Source organism: Candidatus Poriferisodalis sp. (assembly GCF_965221945.1).
GTDB lineage: Bacteria > Actinomycetota > Acidimicrobiia > Acidimicrobiales > Poriferisodalaceae > Poriferisodalis.
This window is the reverse complement of the sequence record NZ_OZ244925.1, coordinates 2,920,650-2,938,440: the sequence shown is the minus strand read 5'-3', so window position 1 is coordinate 2,938,440 and position 17,791 is coordinate 2,920,650. Positions and strand designations below refer to the sequence as shown.

The following is a 17,791-nucleotide window of genomic DNA, read 5'->3' as shown; positions in this document are numbered from 1 at the left end:
CTGTGGTGGCCGGTGCAGCGGCTTGTCGACGCCTACCGCAGCGGCTCGCTGTCGCCGGTAGAGGTCTCCGAGCTTGCTCAGGCGCGCATTGCCCAGGTCAACCCGACACTGCCAATCCCTTCGACCCTCGTCGAACCGCCGGCGGATCCAGCGGCGGTGCGGCGGTCTCGGTGGCCTCAGGCACCTGCACCGGGGGCCTCGGGTCCGATGGCGGAGGCTCGATTCGCATCCCCGCGTCGTTCTGCGGCCTCGTGGGCTTCAAGCCCACCTACGGGACCATCGACGACGACGGAGGGTTCCGTGCGTTAAGCCCGTTCATATCCGCCGGGCCGCTCGCTCGATGCGTCGCCGACGCCCGACGCCTGCACTCGGTGCTGTCCGCCGACGGCACCGGGACCAACGACACCCCGGCCGGCGGGGGCCGGCGCCGCATCGCTTGGTGTCCCAAGCCCGAGGGACGCCCGATCGACGCCGACGTCGGCGACGTGGTGGCAGCCGCGGTGACACGGCTCGCAGCCTGCGGCCACGAGGTGAGCCCCACCGAACTGGACTTCGGGGGCTGGAAGGAGATATTCGGTCCGCTCGTGCTGGCCGAGGAGGGCGAGCGTCGCGGCCACCACCGCCTTCGAGCTGGGACGCCGCCCGACGGCCATCGCCGGAGAGCCGGTTTCCCGGCTGTGGGGGGCCTTCCCGTTCGCGGTGCCCTTCAACGTCTCCGGACATCCTGCAGTGGTGCTGCCCGCCGGTTTCGTCGACGGATTGCCGGCCGCGATTCAGCTCGTCGGACGGTACGGGAGCGACAACGAGCTGCTGTCTCTCGCCGAGCAACTCGAGAGCGCACTCGACGTGCGTCCCTTCGCCCGCCTGGCGCCCCGCTTGTCCTCCTTGCCAGCGATGTCGTCCATCTGATGACCCTCGAGACTCATCCCCGCATTCGCCAGAGCACTCGTCACGTCGGGCGTTCGGTGCGCAGGCGCGAGGACCACGGCCCGCTCACGGGTCGGAGCCGGTACGTGGCCGATCTGAAGATCGCCGGGATGGCAGAAGTCGCCTTCGTCCGCAGCACCGAGGCCCACGCCTGGATCGCCTCGATCGACACCTCAGACGCACTGGCTCTCGACGGCGTGATAGCGGTGTTCACCGCGCAGGACCTCGCCGACGTGAACGCCTTCCCTGACTACATCGGATACATCGGCCCGGTGGGGCAACGGCCGCTCGCTTCCGACAGGGTGCGCTACGTCGGCGCCCCGTACGCCGCGGTGGTGGCTACCGATCGCTACATCGCAGAGGACGCGACCGCCCTGGTGGCCGCCGGAACCGAGTTCGAGCCACTGCCGACCGTGGCAAACCTCGACCAGGCCCTTGCGCCGGGCGCGCCGAAGCTGTACGACCACTGGAGCGACAACTGTTCGGTGGATCAGGCCGTCCACAGGCCCGAGGTGGACCGGGCATTCGACGAGGCGAACCACACCTTCACCGATACCTACATCAGCCAGCGCCAGTCGGGGCTGCCGATGGAGACGAGGGGCGTGGTGGCGGACGCAGCCGACGGCATGCTCACGGTCTGGTCCTCCACGCAGAGCCCTCACATCGCGCGGACCACGATCGCTCAGGCACTGGCCGCGGCTTCGGGGTTCCCGAGAGCACCTTCGTGATGGAACGCATCATCGACCGGGTCGCCCGGCTGACCGGGACCGACCGGGTGGAGCTGCGGCGCAGGATGCTGCTTCAACACCGAGACGATCGATAGCGCTCAGTACTTCGGCGACTGAGGCGTCCTCCGCTACCGCCGCGGCGTCCTCACGCACCGTCTCGACCGCCAGCACGCGGCATTGGTCGACATCCTGGACGAACTCGCCCACGTAGTCGGTTTCCGGGCGCATGAGGATGTCTTCGGGCGTGCCGATCTGATGGATTGCGCCGTCCTTCATGATGCACACCCGGGAGCCCACGCGCAGCGCCTCGTTGAGGTCGTGCGTGATGAACAGGATCGTCTTGTGGAGCTGGTCCTGGATCGCCATCAGCTCGTCCTGCATCTGGCGGCGGATGAGCGGATCCAGGGCACTGAACGCCTCGTCCATGAGCAGGATGTCGGGATCGGTGGCGAGTGCTCGGACCAGCCCCACCCGCTGTTGCATGCCTCCGCTGAGCTGGCGGGGATAGCTGGACTCATAGCCGCTGAGCCCGACGAGGGCCAGGGCCCGCTCGGCCGCAGCGTTCCGACCGTCGACATCGACGCCCTTCACCTTGAGCCCGAAGGCGACGTTGGAGCGAATGTCCTGGTGGGGGAACAGGGCGAAGTGCTGGAAGACCATCCCGGTGCTGTCACGGCGAGTATCTCGCCCTCGGAGATGTCGATGTTGGCGTTGCTCACACCCACCACATGGCCAGTGCTCTCTCGAACCACATCCTTCGAGTAGCCGGCCAGCAGCACCGTCAGCGCTTCGCCGTCCGGCTCGTCACCAAAGATCTTGACGACATTCTCGATCTTGACCTTGGTCGACATGCGTCACCCGCATTTCGGAGGAGACGTGGACTGATCTGTGCCCACGGACAGAGTGACCGACCATACACAAACATGATGTCACTTTTTTTTGGACCAAGCACTTCCAAGTCGGTGCGAATGCGAATGCACGTCTTCCATACCGGACTCGACCGACACGCAAGACACGTCGAGCAGTGGCCTTCCGCGCCTACAGATGTGAGTTGACCCAGTTGCCGAACGCGGTCAGGACCATTTGGCGCTTGCCGTCGTTCGTCATGAACGGCGCTCTGGACATCTCGAGCTGCATCCACGGCATCTCGGTGCCGTGTGAGCGGGTGATGTAACCGCCTCGAAAGGGATCGTTGACGTTCACCGGCCCGTCGAGGAGTTCGGCGAAGCACGCCCGCATGCCCTCGATCCACTCCCGCGGGCAGGTTCCGTCGCCGTTGCTCAGACAGATCCACGGCCGCGCCTGGCCGTGGTCGGGTCCGACGGGCGGCCCGCTCGCGGCCATCGTGTGGCAGTCGACACCCAGGGGCCACCGGCCGCTCCGCCCCAGCTCGCTGAGCTGGTCGTGATAGGGGCTGTGGTAGGCGCCCAAGAGGCCCTCGACTTCGGATTCACGCAGCGGCCGGCGGTAGACGGGCACGTTCCAGCAGGTGTGGATCTTGACGACGCCGTCGGGCCGGCGGTCGTCCGGCGCCCGGTTCATGTCGACGATGGCGCGGGCCACGTCGGTGGTGACGAAGGCTTCGACTTCGGCTTGGATCGAGTAGATCTCAGCGCCGCCGCCGTCGCCGTCGTCGTCGATTTCCTGGGCCGACAGCGAGCACACGTCGGTGACCTCGGCGGGAACCCGCAAGCCGGCGTGCGGCACCGAGATGACCAGCGGCAGCTTGCTCATGCGGGCTCAGGCGAGGGTGCGGGAGCGGGGCCGGACCCGGTATCGGGCATCGAGGCAGGCGCAGGCACAGATACGGGACCAGCCGCGGCGCCGTCGCGCCGCGGATCGGCCACGCCGATGAGCCGCCCGCCGTCTCTCATCACCAGCTGCGCGCAGCCGAGATAGAACGAATAGGGCTCCCGGCGATTCAGCACAAGACCGGCATCCTCCAGCGCGACCAGCACATCGGTGGCAATCCGTGACGCCTCCACCGAAACCTCGCCTTGCAGCGAGCAGTGGATGCGGGGCGCGTCCACCGCCGCCATCGGCGAAGAGTTCCGCAGGCGAAGCAGCACTTGCAGGATCGTGGGCGGAATGCGCTCGCTGCCGGGCGAGCCGATCGCCAGCCACGGCTCGGAGGACCGGAACACGATCGTCGGAGCCACGCTGGCCCACGGCACGGCGTTCGGGCGCAGGTAGTACGGGTGCGAGACATCGGTGGTCTGGAAGGCACTCATGTAGTTGTTGTAGAGAAACCCGAGCTCCGAAGATGCGGCGCAGGAGCCGTAGACGTTCTCGATCGACTGGGTGAGCGCCACGACGTTGCCGTGCGCATCCATGACCGAAAGGTGCGTGGTCTCGCCGTGCCCGAAGCGCTGCGCCACCCCGCTGGCGAGACCCCGGGCGTACTCCCGGTTGAGCATCTGCTTGTCCGAGGCCGGGGAGTACAGATTCGGGTCGAACGGGCGATCCTTGCGATCGATGAGTGCCAGCCGGATCGTCTCGGCCAGGCAGACAGCGCCCTCAGGCGTGTCGATGTCCTGGAGTTCGCGCGGGAGGCTCTGGTGGATGTTGAGCATCTCCACGAGCGTGCGTCCGGCGCCCGGCAGCGGCATCGTGAGCACCCGGTCACGCCCGAAGCGAACCGACAGCGGCCGCCGTTCGATGGGATGGGGTATCTGGGCCAGATCGTCGGCGAGCACGATTCCGCCGTTGGCCTCCATGTCCTCACCGATGAGGCGAGCAGTCTCGCCGAGGTAGAAATCCTCGAAGCCCTGCTCGCACAGACGGCGCAGCGTGCGAGCCAGCACCGGCTGGGTGATGATCGTGCCGGCGCGGTACGCCCGCCGCCCGTCCTGGAGGAAGAACTGACTGCCTGAATGAGCCGCCAGGCGCCTGCGTTCACGCCGGGTGAGGCGGTACTGCAGGAGGCTGACCTCGTAGCCTTCTTCGGCCAGCACGATCGCCGGCTCGCAGACCGTCGACCAGTCGAGTTTGCCGTAGTGCGCCAGCGCATGGGCATACACGGCAGGCGAGCTCGGCACGGTGGTGGCGAGATGGCCCCGTCTGCGGTCGGCGGTGAGGTTTGCGAACCGCTCGACGAGTGCCCGATTCGGCGCCCTCGAGGAGCCATCCAGAGCGACCGTGCGGCCACTAGCGGCGTCGTGGATGACCATCATGGTCTGGCCGCCGAGTCCCGACGCTGCGGGCTCGCACACCCCAAGCGCAAGCGCCGCCGCCACGGCCGCGTCGATGGCGTTGCCGCCGCGTTCGAGCATCTGCACGCCCGCCGCTGTCGCCGAGTAGTGAGCGGTGCTCACCATCCCGTGCTCGGATGCGGCAATGCGCTGCGGCTCGTGAATGCGCGTGTCGGACAGTTCGAGCAGTGAGGTATCGACCGACCCAGCGCGCCGCCTGCGCGGTCTCGCGGCCGGCGGCTCGGCAACCGCCGGGATGGATTGTGGCTCGCGTTCGATCATGCGGTCATCGTTCGAGCCGGCCGATGAGGTACTCCGCCAGCAGCAGCGTGCGCTGGACGAGGCTGATGCGCTGCACGGCCTCGTCGGGAGTACCCCGGTCTTTCACGATCGGACCGATCCCGCAGACTACGGCCGTGGGGTCGGGCACGAGTCCGGCCACCGAGGACCAACCCGACGATTCGTGCTCGATGGGGATGTCCCATTTGGATGCTGCGGCTTCGAGCGCCGCGACGGCATCGTGGTTGGCGGGTCGGTCGATCATCGGCGGCCGGTCGGTGAGCCGGGTGAGATTCCACCTGGGCCCGCGGCGTCCGAGAATGGACCGCATCGATGCTTCGGCTTCGTCGGCTTGGGAAGCGTCCAGGTACGACATCAACAGCGACGCCTCGACTCGATGGGGCACAAACATCGCGTGCCGCTCGGTTCGGACATCGAGCGCAGCGATCGACAGGCGTTTGTTCGGGGCGTTGAGCTTGCTGATCGCCACGAGCTTCTCGGCTGTCCAGTTGACCACCGTGCGCCGGCGCCCGACCTGGCCGGGGCTGAGGCTCTGGCCTTCCACGGTCAATTCATAGCGGCGGCTCCCGCGCCGCTCGGTGATGATGCCGTTGCCGACCGTGCCCGGCCTGCACACCAGCACATGGCCCGCTCGCGCCGCAGCTCGCCCGATGAGCGCCTGGCTCTGAGTGGCATCGCGGCCCTCGTCGGTGTACAGCAGCACGCCCAGCGGCACTCGTCGCAGCGTCCGCACGTTGCGCAGCGCCCGCAGGGCGTACTCGAGCATCACCAGCGATCCCCGGGACCGTCCGACACCCTCGCCGTACAGCCATTCCGGATCTCGGCGATAACCCTGGCGCAGCGTGCTGCCCGTCGTGGGCACGTCGAGATGGGCCAGCAACAGGACGCCGCCGCCGAACCCCCGTGCCGTCTCCCACATATAGGACTCGGGCTCATCGGTGAATTCCGGCACCGCCCGCATGCCGAGGTCAGTGAAGATCCGCCCGGCTCGCTCGGCGGCACGTGCGAGCCCGAGCGGGTCGTCGGTGTGGCTGGGAAGCTCCACCCAGTGCTGCAGCGACCGCTCCATCTGGTCTCGGCGCTGGGTGATGAACGCGAAGGCACGCTCGGACGGATCGGCCGCCTTGGTGTCGACCGGCGGCGGCTGCGGCGTCCCGAAGTATCGGGCGCTGGCAACCTCGACCAAGCGGTTGACGAACGCAGCAAAATCCATGCCCACATGGGCGGCGCCCACCAGGTACGACCCGTGCTCGCCGAGGCTCGGCAGGCTGTTGACCTCGAGCACGTAGATGTTGTCGTCGTCGTCCACTCTCATGTCGACGCGGGCGCAGTCGTACAGCCCGAGCACCGAGAACGAACCGACGGCGATGTCCTGGGCCTGCTGGGAGAGCTCATCGGAGATCGGAGCCGGGCACAGGGGCTGGATCGTGCGCCCGCTGCGTCCGGTTTTGTCCTCGTAGGTGTAGATCTGGGGCCCGTCGGTGCCGAAGCTGAGCATGACGGGCGGGAAAGCCTCCGGCGGGGCGTTGCCCAGCACCCCCACGTTGACTTCCCGGCCCTCGATGTACTGCTCGGCGAGGACGGGCTGACGGAACCGGTCAAAGATGACCTGCGCGGAGTCGCGCAACTCCGCTTCGTCGTTGACCACCGCCAGCCCGAACGAGACGGCCTCGTTCTTGGGCTTCACGATCATCGGATACGCCAGATCGTCGGGAACGGGACTCCCCGGTGTGTCGAGCACCACGAAGTCCGGAGTGGGGATGTCGTTCTGGCGCAGCATCATCTTCGTCACGACTTTGTCCAGCGCCAGCGAATGCCCCAGCGGGCCCGACGCCACATAGGGGATGCCGATCATCTCGAGGATGCTCGGGACATGCGTGTAGCGGGCCTGGCCCTGCAGCCCGTAGGAGACATTGAAGACCATGCCAGGCCGCTCGCCCTTCACGACCCTGGGCATGAACGACTCCAGATTGGAGATCAGCTCCTTGTCCGCCTCTAGCGCTGTGACCTGATGACCGCCGGCTCGGAGTGCGTCGCTGAGCCGCTTGATGGTCTTGAGGCCGATCTTCTCCTGATTCGGCATGCCGAACAGATTGATGACGTTGCGGCTATCGCGGTTGTAGACGATCGCGATCCTCATTGCTCGAAGCTATTGGCTGGCTGGGTGACGCCACGCCGCCGCCCGGCCCTCCGCCTGAGTGCGGATCAGCCAGTTCGCTGTGGCGGCGTGCCAGCATCGTGTCAGTGTTGATTCGAGCGCTTCGGTTCGGCGCGAGTGAGTGCGCCGAAGCCATGGAACCGCCGACGACGCTGCCCGCGTCCGGCTGGGTGTGGATCGATATCACGGCGGCGCCCGACAAGGTCGAAGAAGTCAGCGCCTTCACCGATGTGCTGGGGCTGGATGCGCTTGCCGTCCGGGACGCGGTCCAGGACACCGATCTTCCCAAGGTCGACGATTTCGGCGGGTCGGTGTTCGTCGTTCTGCATGCGCTGAGCGGCGAGCGCATCGATTGCTACGAACTCAGCTGTTTCCTCTCGCAGCGGTGCCTTGTCACCATTCACAGCGGGCAGTCGCCGTCCGTTGATGTGCTCTGGGACGGCGTCATGTGCCAGCCCGAAGTCGCCAACGGCGGCCCCGACGAAACACTTGCCCGGCTGGCTGATGTCGCCACCCGCCGGCTCGTCACGGTGCTGGATGTCTTCGACGACCGCAATGAGGAATTGACCGGGCTCGCATTGCGGGCCGACGCCGACTTCCTCCACGAGATCACCGCAGTCCGCGCCGACTTGGCGGCGCTGCGCCGGTCCGTGCATCCCCAGCGCGAAGCACTCGACATCCTTCGGCGCTCCACCTCAGCAGTAGTCACCGACGCAGGTCGGCGCCGTTTCTCGGACGTCTTTGACACGGCATCGCGTGCCGCTCAAGGTGTCGACGGGGCGCGAACCGCACTCGCGGAGAGCCTCGACGCCTACCGGGGTGCCGAAGCCCGCCAAGCAACCGAGGTGACCAAGGTTCTGACCGTGTACGCGGCGATCATGCTGCCGTTGACGCTCGTCGTCGGCTTCTTCGGCATGAACTTCGCCGACCTCCCGCTCCTCGGTCGGCCGGGCGGCTGGATCTGGGTCACAGCATTCATGGCGCTGGTTGCGGCGCTGTCGCTCGGGGTCTTCGTCTCGGTGGGATGGATTCGTCGCCCCTCGGGCCGAACGGCCGGAGACGTGCTCGGTCGAGGCCTCATCGAAGCCGCCCGCGCACCGGCACAGCTCGTCGGAGCGGTCTTCGAGATCTCCGCCACGCCGCTGCGGACCATCGCGGGCTCAGTGGCTCGCCGTCACCGTCCCAACGAACCGAGCCACGACTGATCGTGCCACCACAGCCGCGTCCGAGCGCACGATCGGTCGAAGCTGAGCCCGCGCCGCCCGCTGACGCCGAAGGGTCGCGGACTGCAGATGCGCTGGCGTACGGGGGAGGTGCGCTGGTGCTGTTCGGGCTGCTCGCACTGGCCTTCACCTGGTTGGCGAACCTGTGGGGGATCGTGGCCCTGTTGGGCATCGCCGGCGCTGTCGCGCTGGCGTTGTGCTGGGCGACGCGCCGGCTTCGTCCGCCGGCGGTGTCCGATGTTCTGGCGGGGATCGCGGCGATCTCCCTGACGCTGTGTGTCGACACGGTGTTCGATGCTGGCGGCCTTGTGGTCGGTCCCGACGTGCGCTGGTTCTTGGTGTGCGTGCCGGCGATGGTGATCGGCGCAGCGATCAGCTGGTGGTTCCGTTCGCGAGCCGCTGGGGCCTGGGCAGTGATCGGACTTGTCGCGTTGCCGCTGGCGTTGGCGACCGGCAGCGAGACACGACTTGGCTTCACGCTTCCGCTAAGCGTCACGGTGTCCGAGGTCTCGGTCTGGGTCGCCTTGGCGCTGATGGTGGTGGCCGTGACGCTGGTCGAACAGGCCACTCGGGTAGCGGCGCGGCGCGGGAACGTTACTGACGCGACCGTCACGTGGATCGTCTTCGTTGCCTCTTCAGCGCTGGGCATGGCGCTGGTGATTTCCGCCCGCGTGCAGGGTGAGTCCTGGTTCTATTTCTTCCTGGTCGCCGCTGCCGCCGCCGTGACCGGGCTCGCGGTCTGGCAGCGGGAGTGGGTCTTGCTGTCGCCCGCTTCGAGGCTGTTCTTTGCCGCTGGCGCCACCGTGCTCGGCGGTGTCGACAGCGGCCCAGGCCTGGTGATGGGAGTGCTGGTGCTGTCGCTCAGCTTCGCCACGTTCGCACCCTTCGTGCAGCGGCTGCCCAGCCACTTCTCGGTACGAGCCTGGCTGCGGATGATCTGGTTCACGGGGTTCTGCGCATCCTGCGCGTTTGCGTTTGCGCCGGGCGCTTGGCCGGCCGCGGGCGGGCTGTGGGCGGTTGGGGTGATCGTGCTGGCGGCGGTCCAGCGGCGCGTGCCGGCGATCGTGCTGGCCTCATTGGCGTTGTTCGTCGTGTTCATCGTCACGGTGATCGAGATGTTCGGCGCCATCACCGGAACAGGGTTCGGGACGATCTTCTTCGGGATCACGCTGCTCGGCGTCGTGGTCGCCTGGCGGCAGTGGGTCGGCGCCGAGCGGACCATTTCAAGCCGTTGAACTCGGCCGACTCGCACGTTGAGCGCGGGGGCAGTGGCCGCTGTACACCCACATCTAGCCGCGACACCGTGCCTGCTGCGCTCACGAGAGCACACGTCACGACGACATGGGCCGAACTCGTCCGATGCTCGCGAGTCGTGCGGCCGAGCGGATGGCGTCGATGTCGATGTAGCAGCCCTGCAGGTGCCGGTGTTCGGTTGATCGGAACGCCCGCCGGCCGTGCAAGATCCGACGGTTGTCGAACCCCACCAGCTCACCGGGGCGCAGGGTGATCTCGAACGCGAAGTCGTCGCGGTCGAGGAGGTCGATAAAGGCGCGGTACGCGCCGTAGAACGTCGCGGTTTCGGCTCGGTTGGCCGGCAGGGGCTCCATCGAGCGGTTGTTGACGCTGATGGCCTGCACTGTCCCGTCTCGGTCGAGTTCGATGAGCGGGCGCCGGGCCTGCAGATCTGTGTCCGCGCTGCGGTAGCGGAAGGTGACGTCGGTCGTCGTCAGCGTCCCGAACGCGGCGGGGTCGCTTTGTCGGAGGTGCGTGGCAGCGGCGAAGCCGTCGACGAACCGGCTGGCGCCGCCGTCGGCGGCCGCGGTCAGGCAGTGCAGCAACTGCACGGTCGGGCACGGCTTGCGATACGGGTTGTCGGTGTGGGCGGGCAGGCCGAGCGGGGTGTAGGCGAGGTTGACGGGGTCGGGTTCGGCGATGACGTCGAAGAGGGCGCCATAGTTGGTTTCTCGCACGAACCCGATGGTGTTGCCGACCTCGAGGACCGTTGCGGGCTCGACCCCGCAATCACCGAAGAGGGCGATGCCGCGCCGGGCGAGTTGGTCGACGAACGGGGCGTAATCACCGGTCCAGCTCGTGGCGTCGGCACGAAGCTGCTTTGCGAACGCCGGCGGCCACGGCTCGGCTTGCACGTCGGCGGGTTCTATGGCGGGAATGCGGCAGACGTGCCGCTCACCCGAACGGTGATGCAGGGTGACGGTGAGCTCGTCGTCGGTGCGGTCGGTGCGGACCACGGTCCATCCCTCCAACACCGTGGCATCGATGAGGTGTTGATCGTTGCGGGAGTCGCGGCACTCGGCGCACCGGCAGGCGTCGCGTGCCCACGCCGGATCGATCGGACGCTGCGGCGCGAGCGCTGCGGCAATCAGGCCCCGGTAGGTCTCGAGCGGAGCTTTGGCCCCGCCGTCGACCTTGAGACCGTCCACCTTGCCGACGTCGTCGTAAGCACGCAGCCGAATTGCCTCGGCGGCGAAAGCGCCGGCTGCGAACGCCTCGGTGTCGTCTGGACCCAGCGGGCCTCCCTGCTCGGCCAGCGACATCTGCGAGGCCTTGCTGAGGCGTTCGTGGTAGGTCGGCTCGACTGCCACGCGGTACCGCTTGGCGGTGACGTGGTGCCGGATGGGCTCGACGACAGCGGGGGACAGGAGCGGTCCGAGGGCCCGGGCCCCGACTTCGGCGTGGCTGGGCAGACCCCACTCGCCGGCGTTGCCCAGAATGTGTCCGAGATCGTGCAGCAGGCAGGCGAGCACCATCTCGTCGCCGGCACCGTCCGCAGCGGCCCCGGCGGCGGTCTGCAGTGCGTGGTCGAGCATCGTCACCTGCTCGCCGTAGGACTCGTGGGCGGTAGCGGCCAGCAGGTCCATCAGGACGTCGGCGAGCGGGAGCTCCCGGCCAAGCAGCGTCGACCCTTCCCAGCGGGGGTCGGGCGCGAATCCGCACAGGTCGGCGACGGTCGGGGCGACATCGAGGGGCGAAGCGGTCGGCCAGCCCGAGGCGGTCGGGACGCGGCCCGGCGCCCGCACCACCACTAAGGTCTCCAGCACTTCGGGGACTTGGTCGGTGTGGTTGGTGCCGAGCCCGCCGTGGTCAGTGCTCACCAGCACCGATGCCTCGGGTCCGGCCGCGTCGAGCAGCCGGGCCAGCGCTGTGTCTGATTGCGTGGCCGCGGCGATGTAGGAGGCGCTGTCCCAGCCATGGGCATGACCGTCGAGGTCGGGCCGGCAGAGATACACGAACGTGAGGTCGTGGCGACCGTCGGTGATGGCCGCGATCGCGGTGGCGACCGTGCGGCGGTCGTCGTCAAGGTCATGGCCGCCGTCGATCACGAACCGCTGGTTGGCCGCGTCGGGCTCAATCACAGTGTCGAGCGGCAGCCAGCTGACGAACATCGCGGTGGAGCGACCGGCCTGCCGGGCCGCTTTCAGGAACGAGGGCGCGTCGGTGCGCAGTGGCGCCGGCGTGTTGTCGGTCAACCCGTGGGCGGCGGGATCAACGCCCCGGAAGATCGAGGCGTGGACCGGGAGTGTCCATGGCGGCGTCACAGTGCGTGCGTTGAAGCACGACGCCCCTTCGAGCGCCAGGGTGGTCAGCGCGGGCATGGTGGCACGCGTGATGTGGCGGGGAGCCAATCCGTCGATTGACACCACCAGCACGGGGGAGCGCAGAGCGGTCGTTCCCGCAGAATACGACTGCCGATCTGGGATTCGTGTGATGGCTGGCTGTGGTGAGGCGACCCCTGTGATGGCCGACGGGTCGACGGATCGGACAGGCTGTGGCTGTGGCTGTGTTGGGGCTGGGAACTTAGCCGGCCGCGGGCCGTCTGTTTCGTGGTTGGATGGGGTTGCGGATCAGTGGGTAGTCCAGAGTTCGGTTTCGATGCGAAGGACTGCCGCTGCGATCATCACGACGTCATCGTGGGATTCTCGGCCGCCGCCGGGTTCTGGCTGCACGGACAGGCGGGTATTCCGACGAGCGCCCCTGAGTTCGGCCTCGCGTACACCTGGCGGCACGTCGGTACGTTGCTGTATTTGCCGCTGGGGATGATGGGAATCGTTTCGAGCCGGCGGGCCATGGCCTTGACCGAGAGTGACGCAGCAGGCGGCCGCGAGGACGCCGTCCTGTCTGGCCGGGCGCCGCAACAAGTCTGATGTGCCGGAGTACAGCAGGCCCTCGAATCGATCCGTAGTCGCCGAACACAAGCCGTCGAGCCTGCCCGCGCGCAGCTGGCCCCGGTCTGCACGCCGGTCGTTTCCTCGGACTACAACGCGCTCAATTTCTTGGCGGTGCTGACCCTTGTCGATGATGTCGTCGACGATCTTGTGTGCGATATCCGGGTGCCTGTCGGCTACGTCGCCGATGACCTGGATCATTGACGGCACGAACAGTTGCACCTGGCGCGTGATCTGGCTGATCGAGATCGCGGTCAGCGAGGTCTCGTGTCCCACGTCGGGCTTCGTCGCCTCGGACTCGGTGGGCTCGGGCTGAGCCGGTACAGGGAGTGCGTCGTCGGAGTCGTCAGCGTCCGAACTCGGATCGCTCACTCGGGATGGACTCCCGACGATGCCATGAGCGCCGCGTGCGCATCCTCCTCCATTGTCAGCCAGTCTTGGAATATCGCGAGCAGGAGGTCGTTCTCTGGTTCGTCGCTGAGGTTGTAGTGGTCGTAGACACCCCAGAAGTCGAAGATCCGAGCAGCGCCGTGCAACCCGCTCGGTGCAGCGAACAGGTAACCGGTCCGTGGACTGATTCTCGTCGCCATGGCGCGCACCCTACTCCCGCTCGAACTTGGCCTGCACTGCATTTCCAAGGGTAGGCGGAAGCTCAATCTCGGCGCCGTCGCGCACATGCTGTCGAGTGGTGGCCGACCCTCGGGCGCCATCGCGGACCTCGAGCAGCGTCAGCGTCGTGCCAGATCAGCGAACGGTTGACAGCGCATGGGGAATTACCCATACTGATCGGCAGGGAGGCATCCGCTGATGGCGCGCACATACGACGAAGCGACTGCGGCACGCCGAGCGCGACTTGGCCCAGACGCTGCGGTGCAGGCCGAGGTGCTTGCACAGGCGTACGAGATCGGGTTGCAGGTCGTGGCGCTGCGCGAACAGCACGATCTGACCCAGGCTGAGTTGGCTGAGCGCTGCGGCATCGATCAGGCTGACATCAGTCGGATCGAACGTGGTGCGACAAGTCCCACCATCCGCACACTGCAACGAATTGCAGCTGCTCTCGACGCCGACGTTCGTGTCGTGGCACGCGCTTCGTGACCAGTCGCGGGCGAGTTCGGTGATCGAGAGCAGCGACGGGCCGGAAGTCCCGCCCTCGGTGGTCCGAGGGCGCCGCGCACCCACATTCAGCCTGGACACGGTGCCTGCCGCGCTGACGAAGGCACACGTCACGACCACATGGGCCGAACTCGTTGTGCTCGCCGGCTCGGTGCTCTTCGTCGACGAGACACCGCGGCGGATCGTCGCTACGGCCGGCAGTCGAGTCCCGATCGTACCCGCGTCCGCCACCACGTCGAGCCCGATGCGAGCGCCGAGTTCTACGTCCAGTTCTACGAACCGAGCCAGCCGTGCTTCCAGGCTCTTCTCATTGTGGGCTGGGTTGGGTTGCGGGTCAGTCGGGGATCCAGGATTCGGTTTCGAGGCCGAGCCCGTCGGCGATGCGGTTGGCGTACGCGTAGTAACCGACCACCTCGACGATGTCGAGAATGTCACGGTCAGAGAAACCGGCCGATCGCAGTGCGTCGACGTCGGCGTCATCCATGGCACCCGGCGAAGTCGTCAGCTTGACGGCGAATCGCAGCATCGCTGAGGTTGTAGTCGTCGTAGACGCACCAGAAGTCGAAGATCCGAGCAGCGCCGTGCAAACCGCCCGATGCAGCCCCTTTGCCAGTCGGTCTGTCCGATCTGTAGCGTCTTTTGCGTCCGTTTAGACGGATATATCGCGTCCAATCAGTAGTTTTCGGGAAGGTCCGCTGGTAGTGTCGGCCTCGTGGAGGGCTATATCCCGAGGATCTTGGACACTGAGCTGGATGAGTTGCTCACCGGATTGCCCGCTATCTCGATCGAGGGGCCGCGGGCGGTGGGCAAGACCGAGACCGCAACGCGCCGCGCCAAGACCGTGCACCGCCTCGACGATGCCCGCACCACGGAGATCATCAGGGCCGAACCCGAACGCCTGACGCTCGGTAAACCACCCATCCTCATCGACGAATGGCAGCGGATGCCCACGTCGTGGGACCTAGTGCGCCGCGCGGTCGACCGCGACCGGACCCCAGCACGCTTTCTTCTGACCGGCTCGGCAGCCCCCACTGCCGCACCGACGCACTCGGGTGGCGGCAGGATCGTCACCGTCAGGATGCGACCTATGTCGCTGGCCGAGCGCGGCATCTCAGAGCCCACAGTCAACATCTCTGGACTGCTCAGCGGCCAGCGCCCTCGGCTCGACGGGGCATCGCAAGTGCGCCTCGGCGACTACGCAGCGGAGATTGTGAATTCGGGCTTTCCCGCTCTGCGAGGCAATCCTGAGAGGCTCTGCCGTGCTGAGCTCGACGGTTACATCCACCGCATCATCGACCATGACTTCGACGACCTCGGGCTGCGAATCCGTGACCGTGGTTCGCTGCGCCGCTGGATGACCGCTTATGCCGCAGCAACCTCGACTTCGGCATCGTTTGCGACCATTCGCGATGCCGCCACACCCGGCGAGCCCGACAAACCGGCAAGGTCGACAACCATCTCCTACCGCGCCGCCCTCGAACAGCTCTGGATGATCGAGGAGATTCCGGCCTGGCTGCCGACCCGCAACCGGCTTCGACGCTTGGCTGCCTCACCGGTGCACCAACTCGCGGATCCAGCCCTCGCGGCGCGGCTACTCGGCATCGGCACCGAAGCACTTCTCGAGGGTGCAGACGGCGGGCGGAGCATCCCCCGCGACGGCACCCTTCTCGGGGCACTGTTCGAGTCGCTGCTGACGCTGTCGGTGCGTGTCTATGCCCAAGCCAACGAGGCCCGCGTGGCGCACTTGCGAACCAGAGGCGGCGAACGCGAGATCGATCTCATCCTTGAGCGAGCGGACGGACGTGTCGCGGCTCTGGAAGTCAAGCTCTCAGCCACCGTCGACGACGAAGACGTACGGCACCTCCGATGGCTGGCCGATCGTCTCGGACCCGACTTGCTCGACGCCGCGGTCATTACCACCGGTTCGGAGGCCTACCGCCGAAATGACGGCATCGGGGTCATTCCTGCCGCTCTGCTCACCGCCTGATGCGGGCTCCCCGGCTGACGCTGGCACCAATAGCCTCCAAGACACATGCTGATGGCTGCGTCAGCACCACCGCTGTTGACCGAACTTGCGATTCTGCTGGTAGCAGGAACGCTGATCGCTTTCCTGTCTTCGCGGTTCGGTGTCTTGCCAATCGTCGGCTTCCTGATCGCGGGTGTGGTGATCGGACCCGGCGGCGTCGGCCTCATCGGCGACATCGATCTCGTCGACCAGTCAGCGGACATCGGCGTGATGCTGTTGCTGTTCACCCTCGGGATCGAATTCAGTCTCGATCGGGTACGCCGATTGGCGTCGCTGTTTCTGGGCGGCGGCGCCATTCAGGTGGTCCTGACCACCGGAATCGTCACAGCGATCGTCGCCGCCTTCGGCGTCGATTGGCGAACGTCGATCTTCACCGGGTTGCTCGTCTCGCTCAGCAGCACGGCGATCGTGCTCAAGGTGCTCGCTGAGCGGCGTGCCACGACATCGCCGATGGGCAATATGTCGGTCGCCCTGTTGATCTTTCAAGACTTGGCCATCGTCGCCATGGTGCTGTTCGTGCCGCTGCTGAGCCGCCAGACGACGGGTCTCGCCGACGTGGGGGTCGCGTTGGCCAAAGCGGTCGGGATCATCGTCGCCGTGGTGTTCGTCGCCCGCACGCTGGTCCCCGCAATCCTGCGGCTCCTGGCGCGGCACCAGTCGACAGAGGTCTTCCTTCTGACCATTTTGGCGATCTGTTTCGGGACCGCGTACGTGACCAGCCTGCTTGATGTCTCGATCTCATTGGGCGCGTTCCTTGCGGGGCTGATGGTGAGCGAGAGTCGTGTTGCGGCGAGGGCCCTCGGCGAGGTGATGCCGTTGCAGATTCTCTTCTCCGCGACGTTCTTCGTGTCGATCGGCATGCTCGTCGACGCCAGATTTCTCGCGAGCAACCTGCCGTTGGTGATCGGCTTGGCGCTCGGTGTTGTCGCCGTCAAGCTGTTCGCCACTGCAGTCGCCGGAGTGCTGCTGCGGCAGCCCCGAGCCGTAGTCGTTTCCTCGGCAATGGTGCTTGCCCAGATCGGCGAGTTCTCCTTCGTGCTCGAACGAGCCGGCGAGGAAGTCGGGCTGATGCCTGCGGGTCTGCAAGACGGCACCGATGCCTTCATATCGGTTGCCGTTCTGCTGATGGCACTTGGCCCTTACAGCGTGCGCTTCGGTGAGTCTCTCGCGGCGCGGTTCGAGACAGGCGACAGCGACGACTGGAGAGATCGCCCGCTAGATCGCTCCGCCCTCGAACCAGATCCCGGCGAGCACGAGCCCCTGCGCGACCACGCAGTCGTGAACGGCTTCGGGCCCCGGGCCCGCCGGATCGTGGCTGCCCTGGAGTTGGCGAACGTGCCCCACACCGTCGTCTCGATGGACCCAGCAGCACAGCAATGGGCAGCCGCGACAGGCCGCACGGTGGTGGCAGGAGACGTGTCGCGTCAATTCATCGCGGACCGGGCAGGCTTGCGAGACGCGCGGGTTGCTCTTGCCGTGGACAGCCCGCCGTTCGCCGTCGAACAATTCGCCCGCGTCGCACGTGAGCACAACCCTGAGATAGCGGTGCTCGCTTGGGCGGCCGACTCCGCCGACGCCGCCGATCTGGAGCGCGACGGGCTCGTCGACCATGTCGTCGCTGAGCGGCAGGCTGCCCTCGATGCGCTCATCGCCCATGCTCTCGGCCACTTCGAAGTGCCCGAGCCGGACAGCGAAGCTGTCACGCACGCGGTCTTGCATGACGACGACTCTGAAGACGATCGCCCGAGTCCCTGACCCCTCGGGCATTCGTCCTGAGGCTCGTCGGGCTCGTACGTCTCTTCAACGCTGCTTGTCTGAGGCGGATCGGCGCCTCACTACGGTGGGCCGCGTCGAGGTGAACGTCAATTTGTGTCAGCGCCGGGTCCAAGCCTTCCTCTCGAGAGCCACCGGTGAGGTCGCCTCCGTCTTCGTGGCGTCGGC

Annotated in this window: 15 protein-coding genes and 4 pseudogenes; 10 read left to right on the top strand and 9 right to left on the bottom strand. The window is 66.9% G+C overall.

Annotation, left to right across the window (positions count from 1 at the left end):
- Window positions 1-2: 2 nt before the first annotated feature.
- The 4 genes and pseudogenes from ACOQPH_RS13700 to ACOQPH_RS13685 form a co-directional block, all read left to right on the top strand.
- Window positions 3-488 (top strand): annotated as a pseudogene (locus tag ACOQPH_RS13700) (amidase family protein); the annotation flags it as partial.
- A gap of 142 nt (window positions 489-630) precedes the next feature.
- The gene (locus ACOQPH_RS13695) at window positions 631-909 is read left to right on the top strand and encodes an amidase family protein (protein ID WP_420624354.1); all 279 of its coding nucleotides are present in this window, start codon (window positions 631-633) and stop codon (window positions 907-909) included.
- Complete coding sequence (locus tag ACOQPH_RS13690; RefSeq protein ID WP_420624353.1) at window positions 909-1,655, top strand: xanthine dehydrogenase family protein molybdopterin-binding subunit; 747 nt, start codon at window positions 909-911, stop codon at window positions 1,653-1,655. Before ACOQPH_RS13695 ends, ACOQPH_RS13690 begins: the two co-directional genes overlap by 1 nt.
- Window positions 1,655-1,750 carry a hypothetical protein gene (locus ACOQPH_RS13685; protein ID WP_420621928.1) on the top strand — a complete coding sequence of 32 codons (96 nt, stop codon included), beginning with the start codon at window positions 1,655-1,657 and terminating at the stop codon, window positions 1,748-1,750. The genes ACOQPH_RS13690 and ACOQPH_RS13685 overlap by 1 nt, the downstream gene beginning before the upstream one ends.
- Window positions 1,751-2,126: 376 nt before the next feature.
- Here the strand turns inward: ACOQPH_RS13685 and ACOQPH_RS13680 are convergent.
- From ACOQPH_RS13680 to ACOQPH_RS13660, 5 genes and pseudogenes are all read right to left on the bottom strand, one after another.
- Window positions 2,127-2,315 (bottom strand): annotated as a pseudogene (locus tag ACOQPH_RS13680) (glycine/betaine ABC transporter ATP-binding protein); the annotation flags it as partial.
- Window positions 2,243-2,506, bottom strand: a complete 264-nt coding sequence (locus ACOQPH_RS13675; protein WP_420621927.1) for a hypothetical protein — start codon at window positions 2,504-2,506, stop codon at window positions 2,243-2,245. The pseudogene ACOQPH_RS13680 and the gene ACOQPH_RS13675, both read right to left, overlap by 73 nt.
- 187 nt (window positions 2,507-2,693) lie before the next feature.
- Window positions 2,694-3,389, bottom strand: a complete 696-nt coding sequence (locus ACOQPH_RS13670) for an N-formylglutamate amidohydrolase (protein WP_420621926.1) — start codon at window positions 3,387-3,389, stop codon at window positions 2,694-2,696.
- Complete coding sequence (locus ACOQPH_RS13665) at window positions 3,386-5,128, bottom strand: gamma-glutamyltransferase family protein (protein ID WP_420621925.1); 1,743 nt, start codon at window positions 5,126-5,128, stop codon at window positions 3,386-3,388. Before ACOQPH_RS13665 ends, ACOQPH_RS13670 begins: the two co-directional genes overlap by 4 nt.
- A 4-nt stretch (window positions 5,129-5,132) precedes the next feature.
- Window positions 5,133-7,286: an ATP-grasp domain-containing protein gene (locus ACOQPH_RS13660; protein WP_420621924.1), complete on the bottom strand. Its 2,154-nt coding sequence runs from the start codon at window positions 7,284-7,286 to the stop codon at window positions 5,133-5,135.
- A gap of 104 nt (window positions 7,287-7,390) precedes the next feature.
- On the opposite strand from ACOQPH_RS13660, the gene ACOQPH_RS13655 reads away from it, so the two are divergent.
- Together ACOQPH_RS13655 and ACOQPH_RS13650 are read left to right on the top strand one after the other, a co-directional pair.
- A complete protein-coding gene (locus ACOQPH_RS13655) occupies window positions 7,391-8,509 on the top strand; it encodes a magnesium transporter CorA family protein (RefSeq protein WP_420621923.1) in 1,119 nt (372 codons plus the stop codon).
- Between the two features lie 2 nt (window positions 8,510-8,511).
- Window positions 8,512-9,762, top strand: a complete 1,251-nt coding sequence (locus tag ACOQPH_RS13650; RefSeq protein WP_420621922.1) for a hypothetical protein — start codon at window positions 8,512-8,514, stop codon at window positions 9,760-9,762.
- A 96-nt stretch (window positions 9,763-9,858) separates the two neighbouring features.
- Here ACOQPH_RS13650 and ACOQPH_RS13645 read toward each other — a convergent pair whose 3' ends face one another.
- The 3 genes from ACOQPH_RS13645 to ACOQPH_RS13635 form a co-directional block, all read right to left on the bottom strand.
- Window positions 9,859-12,186 carry a TauD/TfdA family dioxygenase gene (locus ACOQPH_RS13645; RefSeq protein WP_420621921.1) on the bottom strand — a complete coding sequence of 776 codons (2,328 nt, stop codon included), beginning with the start codon at window positions 12,184-12,186 and terminating at the stop codon, window positions 9,859-9,861.
- 204 nt (window positions 12,187-12,390) lie between these two features.
- Window positions 12,391-13,083: a hypothetical protein gene (locus ACOQPH_RS13640; RefSeq protein WP_420621920.1), complete on the bottom strand. Its 693-nt coding sequence runs from the start codon at window positions 13,081-13,083 to the stop codon at window positions 12,391-12,393.
- Window positions 13,080-13,301 carry a hypothetical protein gene (locus ACOQPH_RS13635; protein WP_420621919.1) on the bottom strand — a complete coding sequence of 74 codons (222 nt, stop codon included), beginning with the start codon at window positions 13,299-13,301 and terminating at the stop codon, window positions 13,080-13,082. Before ACOQPH_RS13635 ends, ACOQPH_RS13640 begins: the two co-directional genes overlap by 4 nt.
- 217 nt (window positions 13,302-13,518) lie before the next feature.
- Here ACOQPH_RS13635 and ACOQPH_RS13630 point away from each other — a divergent pair, with 217 nt between their 5' ends.
- Both ACOQPH_RS13630 and ACOQPH_RS13625 read left to right on the top strand, forming a co-directional pair.
- Window positions 13,519-13,806 (top strand): helix-turn-helix domain-containing protein, encoded by a 288-nt coding sequence (locus ACOQPH_RS13630; protein WP_420621918.1) that lies wholly within the window; start codon window positions 13,519-13,521, stop codon window positions 13,804-13,806.
- Window positions 13,718-13,942, top strand: a pseudogene (locus ACOQPH_RS13625) (hypothetical protein); the annotation flags it as partial. The gene ACOQPH_RS13630 and the pseudogene ACOQPH_RS13625, both read left to right, overlap by 89 nt.
- 216 nt (window positions 13,943-14,158) lie before the next feature.
- On the opposite strand, the pseudogene ACOQPH_RS13620 reads toward ACOQPH_RS13625, so the two are convergent.
- Window positions 14,159-14,353: pseudogene (locus ACOQPH_RS13620) on the bottom strand (peroxidase-related enzyme); the annotation flags it as partial.
- 183 nt (window positions 14,354-14,536) lie between these two features.
- On the opposite strand from ACOQPH_RS13620, the gene ACOQPH_RS13615 reads away from it, so the two are divergent.
- Both ACOQPH_RS13615 and ACOQPH_RS13610 read left to right on the top strand, forming a co-directional pair.
- Window positions 14,537-15,811: an ATP-binding protein gene (locus tag ACOQPH_RS13615; RefSeq protein ID WP_420621917.1), complete on the top strand. Its 1,275-nt coding sequence runs from the start codon at window positions 14,537-14,539 to the stop codon at window positions 15,809-15,811.
- Window positions 15,812-15,856: 45 nt separating this feature from the next.
- Window positions 15,857-17,605: a cation:proton antiporter gene (locus ACOQPH_RS13610; protein ID WP_420621916.1), complete on the top strand. Its 1,749-nt coding sequence runs from the start codon at window positions 15,857-15,859 to the stop codon at window positions 17,603-17,605.
- The last annotated feature ends 186 nt before the right edge of the window (window positions 17,606-17,791 follow it).